The sequence below is a fragment of the Motiliproteus sp. genome, from assembly GCF_965230735.1.
GTDB lineage: Bacteria > Pseudomonadota > Gammaproteobacteria > Pseudomonadales > Balneatricaceae > Motiliproteus.
Genome location: NZ_OZ246016.1, coordinates 61,628 through 74,653 on the forward strand (window position 1 = coordinate 61,628; position 13,026 = coordinate 74,653).

The following is a 13,026-nucleotide window of genomic DNA, read 5'->3' on the forward strand; positions in this document are numbered from 1 at the left end:
CATCTGTTTTTATTCAACTATCTACTCAACACCCGGCACCGCTCCCTGGCATTTATTCGTTTAGTTATAGCCCTTGGCGGCAGCCAGACAATCATAAACAAAGATATTTATTTAATGCTTTCAATAAGTTAACCAACAAAACAACAACTGGCACCCCGGTTGCAATAACTCTGACTTAAACGGGCCCTTGATCCTGTCGGCCCCGATAACAATAACGTCACGAGGAAACATTCATGGGGATAAGTGCCGCTTCAACTTTGAAACGGGAGGGACGCCAGGAAAAGGATTTGTTGGGCGAAGCCAGCGTTCCGGACTCGGCCTACTACGGTATCCAGACCCAACGCGCCTGTAAGAATTTCGATCTCAGCGGTGTCACGCTGCAGCACTTCCCCCAGCTGGTCAACGCCATCGCCATGGTCAAACTGGCCTGTACCAAAGCCAATCAACAGCTCGGGCTGCTGGATGATATCCACGCCGACGCCATCGAAGCCGCGGTCGGCAAAATCCTCGACGGCGACCACCACGATCAGTTTGTCGTCGACATGATTCAAGGCGGCGCCGGCACCTCCACCAACATGAACGCCAACGAGGTGATCGCCAACGTCGGGCTGGAGCTGCTGGGGCATGCCAAAGGTGAGTACCAACACCTGCACCCCAATAACCACATCAACATGTCGCAGTCCACCAACGACGCCTACCCGACCGCGGTACGGCTGGCGGTGCTGCTCAAGCACGGCGACCTGGTCAAGGCGCTGGCGTCACTGCGCGATGCCTTTGCCGCCAAAGCCGAGGAGTTTTCCGATGTGCTGAAGATGGGTCGCACCCAGCTGCAGGATGCGGTACCGATGACCCTGGGGCAGGAGTTTCAATCCTTCGCCAGCACCCTGACCGAAGATATCGACCGGATCGCCGGTCTGTCCGAACTGCTCAAGGAGATCAATCTGGGGGGCACGGCGATCGGTACCGGCATCAACACCGATCCCGAGTACGCCCGCCTGGCCGTGGGCCACCTGTCCGAGATCAGCGGCTTCGAGTTCAAGCGCGCTTCCGACCTGGTCGAGGCCAGCTCCGACATGGGCGCCTTCGTCCTCTTCTCCGGCATGCTCAAGCGCCTGGCGGTGAAGCTGTCGAAGATCTCCAACGACCTGCGCATGCTCAGCATGGGCCCCCGCTGCGGTCTCAACGAGATCAACCTGCCCGCCCAACAGCCCGGCAGCTCGATCATGCCCGGCAAGATCAACCCGGTGATTCCCGAGGCGATGAATCAGGTGGCCTATCAGGTCATCGGCAACGATCTGGCCGTCACCATGGCCGCCGAAGCGGGACAGCTGCAGCTCAACGCCATGGAGCCGCTGATCGCCTACAACGTGCTCGAATCGATCCGGATGCTGACCCAGGCGATGGACATGCTCAAGAACCGCTGCGTTCGCGGCATCAGCGCCAATCGAGAACGCTGCCAGGAGCTGGTCGATCAGAGCATCGGCATCGTCACCGCCGTCAATCCTTACATCGGCTACGAGAACGCCACCCGAATCGCCAAAACCGCGCTGCAGAGCGGCCGAGGGGTGCTGGAGCTGATTCGGGAGGAAGGGCTGATGAGTGAAGAGGCGCTGGCCGACGTGCTCAGCCCCGCCAACATGATCCGACCCCAGCGACGTCGTCAGTAAGACGCCATTTAACCCGGTCCGGCTACCCGAGACGGACCGACTACAAACATAAGAAAGGAAACCTCTATGGAACAAGCAATCGCAACCCAAAACGGCTTCTGGAGCGGCATGCCGCTATGGAAGAAGATCCTGATCGGGATGGTGCTCGGCACCCTGGTCGGCGCGGTCATGGGCCCCGATGCCGAAATCCTGAAACCGATCGGAACCCTGTTCATCAACGCCATCAAGATGCTGATTGTGCCGTTGGTGTTCTGTTCGCTGGTGGTTGGCGTCACCTCGATGCAGGATACCCGCAAGATGGGCCGTATCGGCCTGAAGTCGGTATTCCTCTATCTGGGAACCACGGCGGTGGCGATTAGCATCGGCCTCGGACTGGGCACCCTGCTGACCCCCGGCGCCGGCATCAGCATGAGCGTCGAAGCCGCACCGGTGGCCAAAGAGGCCCCGACGCTGATCCAGACGCTACTGAACATGATTCCGAAGAACCCGATCAGTGCCCTGGCTGCCGGTAATATCCTGCAGATCATCGTGTTCGCCCTTGGTCTGGGTATCGCGCTGTCACTTTGCGGTAAGAAGGCCGAACCGGCGATCAAGGTGTTCGAGAGCCTGGCCGAAGGGATGTACAAGCTGACCGAGCTGGTCATGAAGCTGGCCCCCTACGGCATCTTTGGCCTGATGGCCTGGGTCGCCGGTAAATACGGCATGGATATCCTGCTGCCGCTGATCAAGGTGATCGCCGCGGTCTATATCGGTTGTCTGGTGCATGTGCTGGTGGTCTATACCGGCCTGATCAGCAGCCTGGGCCGCTTGAACCCGAAGCGTTACCTGAAGGGCCTGCTGAATCCCGCCTCGGTGGCCTTCACCACCACCAGCAGCTCCGGCACTCTGCCGGCCACCATCAAGGCAGCACGCGAAGAGATGGGTGTTTCCAAGGGTATTTCCAGCTTTGTCCTGCCGCTGGGCGCCACCATCAACATGGACGGTACCGCGCTCTATCAGGGGGTCTGCGCGCTGTTTATCGCCCAGGCATTCGGTGTTGACCTGGCCTTCTCCGATTACCTGCTGATCATCATGACCTCGACCCTGGCCTCTATCGGTACCGCCGGTGTGCCGGGAGCCGGTTTGATCATGTTGTCACTGGTACTCACCACCGTGGGGCTGCCGATGGAAGGTCTGGCCATTGTCGCCGGTATCGACCGCATCCTCGATATGGCCCGCACCAGCGTCAATGTCTGCGGCGACCTGATGGTCTCGATTCTGGTCGGCAAGAGCGAGAACGAGCTGGACGAGGCGATCTACAACCAGGAAATCAGCGAAGCCCGCACCGCTACGGCCTGATCACTGTCCTTAAAGCCCCGCCATGCGGGGCTTTTTTTTCCACATCACGGGGTTTCGCCCCCCTAAGTCCGGTCGAACAAGCCCAACCGCAGTCGCCCTGATCCTCTCCCTGTGCTTTACTGCCTTAACGGTTGCTGTTTACTCAAGCTTGAGTAAACTTCACCCCCCTTAATTCAACCCCTCCGACCCCTGTTGGCTGCATGATCACCGCCGGCCCGGTCGAACAAGCTCAACTGAACGACACTGCCCTATGGATCTCGCCACCTACCTGAACGCGGTCACCGCGCTCTTCGTCATTATTGACCCGATCGGAGCCGCACTGATTTTCCATTCGCTGGTCCCGGTCGGTGATAACCGCCATCGCTTCGTGATGGCGGCCAAGGCGGCGCTGATCTCGACCCTGCTGCTGGTTATTTTCGGCAACTACGGTGAACCGCTGTTGAGCCGGTTGGGAATCAGTATCGAAGCGCTGCGGATATCCGGCGGATTACTGCTGTTCTTCACCGCCTTCAACATGATCACCAAGGATATCGAGTACAACCAGACCAACGAGCGTAAGGATGTGTCGGTGTTCCCGATGTCGATCCCGATGTTGGCGGGACCGGGGTCGCTGACACTGGCCATTCTGCTGTTCTCCAAGGCTGACTCGTTTGAAGGACAGCTATCGGTGCTGGCGGCGATTCTCAGTATCACCGCCACGACCCTGGTGCTGATGCTGCTGTCCAAGTATGTGAAGTTGATTATCGGCCGTACCGGCGATGAAATTCTGCGCCGCTTTCTCGGGGTGATTCTGGCCGCGCTGGCGATCCAGTTCGTCGCCGATGGTGTGACCGGAATGATCGGGTAGACCAACGGGCAAGCTGAGTTAAGACGTAGAGTCCGGCTCCAGCCAGTTGGCGGCGAACTGATCGGCCGGCAGCGGATGGCTGAAGAGGTAGCCCTGGGCATAATCGCAATCGATCTGACGTAACAGCTGCTGCTGTTGTTCGGTTTCCACACCCTCGGCGATCACTTTGATCCCCAGCGTATGGGCCATTGCGATAATTGCCTGACAGAGAACCCGGTCGTGATTGTCGGGGCTCAGATTGCTGACAAAGCTCTTGTCGATCTTCAAATAATCGATATCGAACTGTTTCAGATAGGCCAGCGATGAATAGCCGGTGCCGAAGTCATCCAGTGACACCTCCACCCCGTTGTCACGAAACATCAGCAGCTTCTGCAGGATACTGGGATCGGGTTCCATCAACAGCCCTTCGGTGATTTCAACGCAGAGCCGGGCCGGATTCAGGCCTTCAATAAGGATCTTTTCAAACCATTCCGGTTTGCAACAGTAGTCATCCTGATACTGGGCCGGACTGGTGTTGACCGAGATCTGCAGCTCGACCTGATAGTCCTGGCTCCACTGCTGCGACTGCCTGGCCACTTCGCTAAAGACCCAGTTACCGATCTCGATGATCAGGCCGGTCTCCTCGGCCAGCGGAATAAACTCCAGCGGCGAAATCTGACCGTCGGGGTGGTTCCAGCGCAACAGCGCTTCCGCCTTTAAGATCTGTCCGCTGCTCAAGTCGATGATCGGCTGGTAATAAACTTCCAGTTGTTGGCGCGGGATCGCCTCGCGCAACTTCCCCAACAGGCGACGACGGGTCTGCGCCAGCACTTCCATTTCGGGCGTGAAATAATGAAACCGGTTCCGCCCCTTGCCCTTCGCCGCATACATGGCCTGGTCGGCATTTTTCAATAACACCTCTTCGGTATCCGCATCATCGGGAAAGAACGTGATTCCCAAGCTGGCGGTAACATAGGAGCGGTGATCCAGCAGGGTATAAGGCTCGCTCATCTGCTGTAAGATATTCTTGGCGATTCGCTCAATCGCAGCGATATCTCCGACATGATCCAACAACAGCAGAAACTCATCCCCACCGAGACGCGACACCGTGTCGGTTTCACGGACGCAGCGCGTCAGCCGTTTGGCCGCGTCCTGCAGCAATAGATCACCGTAGGCGTGCCCCAGGGTATCGTTGACCTCCTTGAAGTGATCCAGATCGATCATCATCACCGCAACCCGTCCGCCGTCGCGGCCTGAGCGTTTCATCATCTGGTCGAACCGGTCACTGAAGGTACGCCGGTTCGGCAACTGCGTCAGCGGATCAAAGTGGGCCAGATGTTTGAGCTCGGCGTTGGCTTTTTTCTGCTCCACTAGGCTGATGTCGATGCAGTACATCTCCTTGCCGGACGCCTCGGAGCCCAACAGCACATGGCTGGAATAGACCGGCACCAGGCTGCCGTCCTTATGCAGCAACTCCAATTCCGCCGCGGGGATCGCCTGTCCCTTATCCACCCAGGCCCGATGTGCCCTGTGCACCTCCTTGCGCATCGAGGCCGGAATAATCAACTCGTTCAGCGAACGTCCCAGCACTTCATCCTGGGTGAAACCGTAAAGTCGTTCGCTGGCATCATTCCAGTAGGTCACCCTCAACTGCTCGTCATAGCCCTGAACCGCAATCGCCGGCAGGCTGTCGATCAGCTCCCGAAAACGATGCTCACTCTCTCGAATCAACATCTCGGCCTTCTTTCTCTCGGTGATATCGAGCATCAAGCCTCGCATCACCACCGGACGACCCTCTTCGACCACCAGATTGACCATATCCCTGATCCAGAGCATCTGCCCGTCGGCATGGACAAAGCGGTACTCAAACTCATGATCGAGCAACTTCGAGGTTTGTGTGCGGCAGTAATTCACCGCCTGATCCCGATCCTCCGGGTGGATATTCTGATGCCAGAAGTTGGGCTGCAGCCACTCCTCAACCGAATAACCCAGAATGCGGACGGCGTTGTCGCTGATATAGGTAAAGTTCTCGGTCTCGACATCGGCTTCCCAGACCATCGCATCGGTGGTTTCCACCAGGTTCTTAAAGCGCTGCCGACTCAAGCGGTGAGCGGCTTCGGACTTGCGCAGCCGATAGTTCCAATAAGCGAAAATCGATAATAGGGCCAGCCCCAAGGCTAGTCCGATACCGATCTTCTCAAGCGGTACACCGTTCGGCAGTTCCAACCTCTGCCAGCGATCATAGATCTGATTGCGCTCCGCTTCGCTGATACTGCCCATCGCCGTTGCTATTATCGCCGCCAGCTCCTGGTTGGCTTTGTAGACCCCGATGCGGAAATCACTCTGATAGTCGGTGTGGCCGGAGAAAGTCAGATTCAGGATGCCGGTCTTTTTCATCACCAGACTGGCGGCGGTGGCATCGCCGACAAAGGCATCCGCCCGACCGCTCGAAACGAATTCCAGCGCCTGCTGTAGACTGGCTGTGTTGACGATATTGATGTTGGGGTAGTCGCGCTTGACCAGCTCGTTGGTGAAATGGCCCTTATGAATGGCTACCGTGCGGCCATTGAGCTTATCCAGGGTGCCCAGGTACCCCTGAGACTGTTTGCTGATGATTACCGTAGCACTGGAGAGATAAGGTTCGCTGAACAGCAGATAATCTTCCCGTTCCGGTGTTTTCACCAGACAGGACATCAGGTCGAAGGCACCGTTGCTGGCAGCCTGGAGCACCTCGGACCAGGATTGATCCGGTTCAACCCAGGGCTTGATCTCGACCCCGAGGCGCTGTTCCAGCAGCTTGATATAGTCCGCAGCCATACCGGTGTAACGGCCGCTCTCATCAATCCACTCGTAAGGGGCGAAACTTCGATCGACACCCAGTTTCAACAGCGGGTGCTGCTCCAACCAGGCGATCTGTTGTGCTGTCAGATTCTGTTCACGCCAGCTGGCGTCATTCTGCGAAGCCCGGACGTTGTCACTGGGAAGGGAAACCAGAGCAGAGGTGCCTAGCAGGACCAGGAAAAACACCCAGATACGACTTGCGAACATCCCTTTCTCCAATAATCCCAACGCTGGTCCAACTCAGGATCGGCTCGTCAGTGCCTCATTAATTAGCATAGTCCGTAATCGGCGGTTAAAAAGCGCCGGGCTGGGAAAAGTCGATAGAATTTAAGGGATACAGCGAGCCAGCCACTATCCGCTGGCTTGGACCTGTTCGACCATCAACGTGACATAGCCCCGATTGTTGCCGTAAAACCCCCAGGCGTCGTTGGCAAAACAATACAGATAACCGGATCGCTCGACCCGAATCTGAGCCTGTTCACCGATCTCGAAGTGGTACAGCGGTTCGTGGGTGCCGTCCACCCCCGGGTTGCCGCCGTCGGCGATCGCGCCCATCAGGCAGAACCAGTCGGCATGTTCGATCCGCTTGGTGCCGAAGAAATTGGCCTGTTGATTACCGAACAGTTTCTTGAACCCGCTTTCAAACAAGCCGGTGATCTTTCCTGCCAGATGGATAATTTCCCCCTTGTGGAAATCCCCGTCTTCGGTGCCCTTGGGTGAAGCGGGTATCGAGGCATCCATCCACTCGCCGGTGGCACTAAAGCGATAGCACTGCCCTGCTTCCAGAAAGATTCCGGTCCAGTTCCAGGGATGCTTGGCGTAGATATCGATCTCGATCGGTTGGCCGTTGAAGGCACGGGTCGGCAGGTAACGGCCCTGATTTAGCGGCGCCCTGCGGCGCCGCTCGGTCACCGAGGCGTGAAGCGCCGATCGGTTGTGATCCAGATCGGGGATGCTGCGCGGTGCACTGACCAGGGCCTTCATCGCGCCGACGTGGGAATCATGCTCCAGTCCCTGCGGGTCGGGTTTGATCTGTTGCAGCATCGGGGGACTCAGGACCACCCCCTGCTCCTTCGCTTCCTGGATCATCCATTCAAGCGCACCGTCCGACAGCCCGGTCTCCTTATAGCCTCCACCCACATCCGAATGCACCCCGGGGAACCACAGCTGCTTCAAGCTACCGTCGGTGCGATCGCTCTTCCACAGCGTCGGGGTGAAACTGCCACGCTTCTCATTCAACGCCACCGCATGGCGGGCCTGGCCGATATGGTCGCCCAACGCGACATTGTGAAACTGATATTTTTCCGGATTATCGAAGATATTCAGCAGCGATTTATCGTTGGGAATCCCCAGGGCACCGACGGTGTCCCAAACACCGACAAACGCCACCGCGCAGGAATCGGGATGAAAATGAATCCCCTCATCGAGCACTTCACCATTACGGTAGCCTTTGCGGTAAACCTGTTTGACCAGGGAATCACGGGGCTGCCCCGGATGCCGGGAGAAATCGATCAGGCCGTACCTGCCGATCATTCCGGCCAGGCTTCGTGCGGTAAAGGCGCCGCGACTGAAGCCGAACAGATAGAGCCTATCGTCATGCTGATACTTATCCGACAGCCACTGGTAGCAATCGCGGATATCCTCTCCCAGTCCATAACCGACCATCCCCCCCATCACCTTGTCGACCAGCCCGCCGGTGCCGACACCGGACTGATAACGGCTCAGCTGGCTGGGATTGTCGCCATCCAGATCGATCGCTTCGAACAGCTTGCGGACATTGGTCGGAGCCGGAACCTCATCATCCTCATTGTTGGGGTCGTTCCAGGTTCCGTCACAGCATACGATTAGATTCCTCATCGGAGCCTCCTCGTCGGGTCAGCTATAGCCCGGTGCGGGTACCCCCGTAACAGGCCAACAGGTGGTTGATTCCATTACAGCCACTGCCTGACTGATAGTAGATCAAGCCGCCGGGGTTTGCGGCTCGGGAAGTGGATCACACAACCGCTTAAGCCCAGGTCGGAATCACTGAAAAATCACCGGCGCAAAGTGACATATGCTCAATTCCGACAGAAATATTAAGTTATTGGTGATTTATTGATTTCAGACATGTATGTTGCCGCACCAAGAGCGATAGCCTTGGCCGATCAATTGTCAACAACTCCTGCCAAACTGCAGGCAGGCGCCTCAGGAAGAGTACGCGTAACCTCATGAATCTAAGACCCTCCAAAGCGATCGCATCGATCGTGCAGCAACAGATCGTCAGCTGCGGTCCGGAAACCAGCCTGTTGGCGGTCTCCCGACTGATGCGCGAATGCCGTTGCAGCTCGGTCCTGATCAGTGAAGAGGGTCAGCCGCTGGGCATCTGGACCGAAAGCGATGCGATGAAGCTCGATTTTCAGAATCCGGCGGTGGTCAACAGCCCGATCCAACGTTGGATGAGCGCCCCGGTACAAACGATCAACGCGTCAGCCAGTCTGGATGAGGCCGCCCACCACTTTAAAGGCAGCGGTATTCGCCACCTGCTGGTCACCGATGATCAGGGCAAACAGCTAGGTATTCTGTCGCAAAGCGATATAGTCAGACATCAGGACGCCGAGTACTTCGTGCACATGAGCGAAGTACAATCCATCCTGCCCAATAGGGCACCGCTACAGATCAGCCAGAGCGAACAGCTGGCAACGGCGGTCACCACCATGCGTGACCATCAATCCGACTGCATCGTCATCACCGAACAGCAACAACCGGTAGGGATGTTGACCGAGCGCGATCTGGTCAGGCTGATTGCCGAAGACAAGATGGGCAGTGCGTTGAGTGATGAGATCAGCAAACCGCTGATCTGCATCCCGGCGACCATGACCCTGCTGGCGGCCCGCTCGCTGATGGACAGACGCAACATTCGCCATCTGGGTGTCACCGACCAGAGCGGCAACCTGATAGGACTGATCTCGTTTGCCGATATTCTGTCCAATATCGAGCAGGCGTACGCCAATCGGCTCAGGGAAGCCCTGGCCAGCCGCGCCGCCGACCTGGCCCGCAGCAAACATGATCTCAACATGGCTCACGCGCTGATCGATGCCTCCATGGACGGCATCATGGTCACCGACGAGCAGGGGATTATCCAGTCGGTCAACCCCGCCTTCACGATCCTGACCGGCTACTCCGAAAACGAGGCCCTGGGGCAAAACGCCAGTCTGATCAGCTCCGGTAAACAGTCGCCGGAGTTTTACCGGGAGATGTGGAAGCAGATCCATCGGACCGGTTCCTGGCAGGGAGAGATCTGGAACCGACGCAAGAGCGGCGAGTTGTTCCCGGAGTGGCTGACTATCACCGCGATCCACGACGCGCAACACAACCGTACCCTCTACGCCGGGATCTTCAGCGATATCACCGAGCGCAAGAAATCCGAAGAGATCATCGAAAATCTGGCCTACTACGACCCGCTGACCCGGCTGCCCAACCGCCAGCTGTTGTTCGACCGGGTCGATGTCGCACTGGCCACCGCCAAACGGGACGGTAACCGCCTGGCGCTGATCTGTATCGATCTGGACCACTTCAAACGGATCAACGACTCCCTCGGTCACTCCGCCGGCGACCAGGTCCTGAGCGAGGTTTCCAAACGCCTGCAGGGCTGTATCCGTGCCGGCGACACCATCTCCCGGGTCGGCGGTGACGAACTGATTCTGTTGCTGACCGAATTGGACAACGACGATGCCGCCCGCCGTATCGCCCAGAGCGCCATCGAAGCCCTGAAACAACCGGTTCGGGTCGAAGGCCACGAGCTCTACATCAGCGCCAGCATGGGTTGCAGCATCTACCCCCAGGATGGGCGCGACCGCGACACCCTGCTGAAAAACGCCGACATCGCGATGTACCGGACCAAGCAGGCCGGTCGCAACGGTTTCCAACTCTACTGCGCCGATATGAACGAGCGCTCAATGCGGCAGCTGAAACTGGAAAACCGACTTCGCATCGCCCTGTCCGAACAGGCGTTTACGCTCCATTACCAGCCCAAGGTCGATATCGGCCGCGGTGAGATGATCGGTGTAGAAGCCCTGCTGCGTTGGCAGGACCCGGAGCTGGGTTCGATCCCGCCGGACGAATTTATTCCGCTGGCCGAAGAGCTTGGCCTGATCGGTGAGATCGGGGCCTGGGTCATCAATCAGGCTTGCCGGCAGTGTCGCCGCTGGCTCGATCAGGGTAATGACGAGCTGAAGATCAGCATCAACGTCTCGCCCCAGCAACTGTTGCGACGGGACCTGACCGAGGATATCAGCCAGGCACTGCAACAGGCCGATATCCCGGCCCGGCTATTGGATCTGGAAATTACCGAAAGCTGCCTGATCGAAGACACCGACACCGTTGCCACCACGTTGCATCGATTGCGCGATCAGGGCGTCAGCATCTCGATGGACGACTTCGGTACCGGCTACTCCAGTCTCAGTCTGCTGAAACGGATACCGCTGGATAACCTCAAAATCGACCGTAGCTTTGTCGATGGCATCGGCCACGACAACAACGACGGCGAACTGGTTTCCACCATCATTCTGATGGCCCATAACCTCGGCCTGAAAGTGATCGCCGAAGGGGTGGAGACACCCCAGCAACTGGATTACCTGAGTTCGCTCAACTGCGATCAGGTGCAGGGCTACTACTTCAGCAAACCGCAACCGGCCGATCAGATTCCCGCGCTCCAGAAGCGTAGCCACTGGCCCTGAAGCATCGATTGACCGGGCGCTCGTGACCGCGACGTCCCGTCGACCTAAAAATCCGGCGGGTTAATCGCTTGATGCAGGAATGCATCGACATTGGCCATGGGCCAAGGCGAGCCCACTAAAAACAAATCGTTTCGCACAACTTCATGAGTTTTTAGTGGGCAGCGGGCAATCAGGAAGGAAACCTGTTGGTCTGCCAGATCCATCGCCGCCGCTCATCCGCACCATCGAAGACGGACGCCCCGTCTCGTTTTCCGTGACCACACTTGGTAACTCCTAAGCCATAGCCAAGTCTCTACTCTGCAGGACGTGATTCACAGAGCCTCCGATCAATGGGCCAGCACCAAAAATCCGATATGCTAAAAATTTTTCCGCTATTCTGTTGTAAAAGCCATTCCTGATAGCTAGCATGAGATCCACTATATTAAAAATCATTCTCACTTAGAGGAAAACCCTATGAGCCGCGCCCTTCTCTCCCACCTATCCGAACAACTACTTTCCCTGCAGGACGAAGGGCTCTACAAACACGAACGGATCATCCGCTCGGCACAACAGCCCAACATTCAAAGCGGCGGCAACGAAGTGATCAACTTCTGCGCCAACAACTACTTGGGGCTGGCCAACCACCCGGCATTGATTGAGGCCGCCAAACAGGGGCTCGATGAGCGCGGTTTCGGCATGGCATCGGTACGCTTTATCTGCGGGACTCAGGATCTACACAAACAGCTTGAGCAGCAGCTAAGCCTCTTCCTCGGTACCGACGACAGTATCCTTTACTCCTCCTGCTTCGACGCCAACGGCGGCCTGTTCGAGACCCTGTTCGGTGCCGAAGACGCCATCATCAGCGACGCCCTCAACCATGCCAGCATCATCGATGGCATCCGTCTGAGCAAAGCCCGCCGCTACCGATACGCCAACAACGATATGGATGAACTGGAAGCCCACCTGCAGGCAAGCCAGGACGCCCGCTTCCGCTTGATTGCAACCGACGGCGTGTTCTCAATGGACGGATCGATTGCCAAGCTGGATCAGATCTGTGAGCTGGCCGACCGCTATGATGCACTGGTCATGGTGGACGATTCCCATGCCGTTGGTTTTGTCGGCGATCAGGGTCGCGGCAGCGCCGAATATCATGGAGTGCAGGACCGTATCGACATCTATACCGGCACGCTGGGCAAAGCCCTGGGCGGTGCCATGGGCGGCTACACCGCCGCGTCACAGCCTATTGTCGACTGGCTTCGACAGCGCTCGCGCCCCTACCTGTTCTCCAACTCTCTGGCACCGATGATCGTCAATGCCGCTATTCGAACCCTGCAACTGCTCGACGATGGCGACGAGCTGCGCCGACAATTGCACGCCAACAGTGCCTATTTCCGAGCCGGACTGACACAGGCCGGTTTCACCCTGGCCGGTGCCGACCACCCGATCATTCCGGTCATGATCGGCGACGCGCGCCTGAGCGCCGAGATGGCAGACCGACTGCTGTCCGAAGGCATCTATGTGGTGGGCTTTTCGTTCCCGGTAGTACCACGTGGCCAGGCCCGAATCCGTACCCAGATATCAGCCGCCCACACCCCAGAACAACTCGACCGCGCCATCGAGGCCTTCAGCCGTATTGGTCGTGAACTCGGCATTATCTGAC

8 protein-coding genes are annotated in these 13,026 nt (G+C 57.7%); 5 read left to right on the forward strand and 3 right to left on the reverse strand.

Annotation, left to right across the window (positions count from 1 at the left end; genetic code table 11):
* The first annotated feature begins 233 nt into the window (after positions 1-233).
* From ACO05M_RS00300 to ACO05M_RS00310, 3 genes are all read left to right on the forward strand, one after another.
* On the forward strand, positions 234-1,667 hold the full coding sequence (locus tag ACO05M_RS00300) for an aspartate ammonia-lyase (RefSeq protein WP_421866504.1): 1,434 nt from the start codon (positions 234-236) through the stop codon (positions 1,665-1,667).
* A 66-nt stretch (positions 1,668-1,733) separates the two neighbouring features.
* Complete coding sequence (locus tag ACO05M_RS00305; RefSeq protein WP_421866506.1) at positions 1,734-3,005, forward strand: dicarboxylate/amino acid:cation symporter; 1,272 nt, start codon at positions 1,734-1,736, stop codon at positions 3,003-3,005.
* Positions 3,006-3,255: 250 nt separating this feature from the next.
* Positions 3,256-3,852 (forward strand): MarC family protein, encoded by a 597-nt coding sequence (locus ACO05M_RS00310; protein WP_421866508.1) that lies wholly within the window; start codon positions 3,256-3,258, stop codon positions 3,850-3,852.
* Between the two features lie 18 nt (positions 3,853-3,870).
* Here the strand turns inward: ACO05M_RS00310 and ACO05M_RS00315 are convergent, their stop codons facing one another.
* Positions 3,871-6,879 carry an EAL domain-containing protein gene (locus tag ACO05M_RS00315; protein WP_421866511.1) on the reverse strand — a complete coding sequence of 1,003 codons (3,009 nt, stop codon included), beginning with the start codon at positions 6,877-6,879 and terminating at the stop codon, positions 3,871-3,873.
* Positions 6,880-7,023: 144 nt separating this feature from the next.
* Positions 7,024-8,529, reverse strand: a complete 1,506-nt coding sequence (locus tag ACO05M_RS00320; protein WP_421866513.1) for a DUF2235 domain-containing protein — start codon at positions 8,527-8,529, stop codon at positions 7,024-7,026.
* Between the two features lie 350 nt (positions 8,530-8,879).
* On the opposite strand from ACO05M_RS00320, the gene ACO05M_RS00325 reads away from it, so the two are divergent.
* Entirely contained in the window at positions 8,880-11,387 is a 2,508-nt protein-coding gene (locus ACO05M_RS00325; RefSeq protein WP_421866515.1) for an EAL domain-containing protein, read from the forward strand.
* 44 nt (positions 11,388-11,431) lie between these two features.
* Here the strand turns inward: ACO05M_RS00325 and ACO05M_RS00330 are convergent, their stop codons facing one another.
* Positions 11,432-11,590, reverse strand: coding sequence for a hypothetical protein (locus tag ACO05M_RS00330; RefSeq protein ID WP_421866518.1), 159 nt, complete (start codon positions 11,588-11,590; stop codon positions 11,432-11,434).
* A gap of 250 nt (positions 11,591-11,840) precedes the next feature.
* Here ACO05M_RS00330 and ACO05M_RS00335 point away from each other — a divergent pair, with 250 nt between their 5' ends.
* Entirely contained in the window at positions 11,841-13,025 is a 1,185-nt protein-coding gene (locus ACO05M_RS00335; RefSeq protein ID WP_421866520.1) for a glycine C-acetyltransferase, read from the forward strand.
* The last annotated feature ends 1 nt before the right edge of the window (position 13,026 follow it).

Bases quoted from the DNA above. Each gene is read 5' to 3' on its own strand.
- ACO05M_RS00300 (WP_421866504.1), top strand. From the start codon at position 234: ATGGGGATAAGTGCCGCTTCAACTTTGAAACGGGAGGGACGCCAGGAA.
- ACO05M_RS00305 (WP_421866506.1), top strand. From the start codon at position 1,734: ATGGAACAAGCAATCGCAACCCAAAACGGCTTCTGGAGCGGCATGCCG.
- ACO05M_RS00310 (WP_421866508.1), top strand. From the start codon at position 3,256: ATGGATCTCGCCACCTACCTGAACGCGGTCACCGCGCTCTTCGTCATT.
- ACO05M_RS00315 (WP_421866511.1), bottom strand. From the start codon at position 6,879: ATGTTCGCAAGTCGTATCTGGGTGTTTTTCCTGGTCCTGCTAGGCACC.
- ACO05M_RS00320 (WP_421866513.1), bottom strand. From the start codon at position 8,529: ATGAGGAATCTAATCGTATGCTGTGACGGAACCTGGAACGACCCCAAC.
- ACO05M_RS00325 (WP_421866515.1), top strand. From the start codon at position 8,880: ATGAATCTAAGACCCTCCAAAGCGATCGCATCGATCGTGCAGCAACAG.
- ACO05M_RS00330 (WP_421866518.1), bottom strand. From the start codon at position 11,590: ATGGATCTGGCAGACCAACAGGTTTCCTTCCTGATTGCCCGCTGCCCA.
- ACO05M_RS00335 (WP_421866520.1), top strand. From the start codon at position 11,841: ATGAGCCGCGCCCTTCTCTCCCACCTATCCGAACAACTACTTTCCCTG.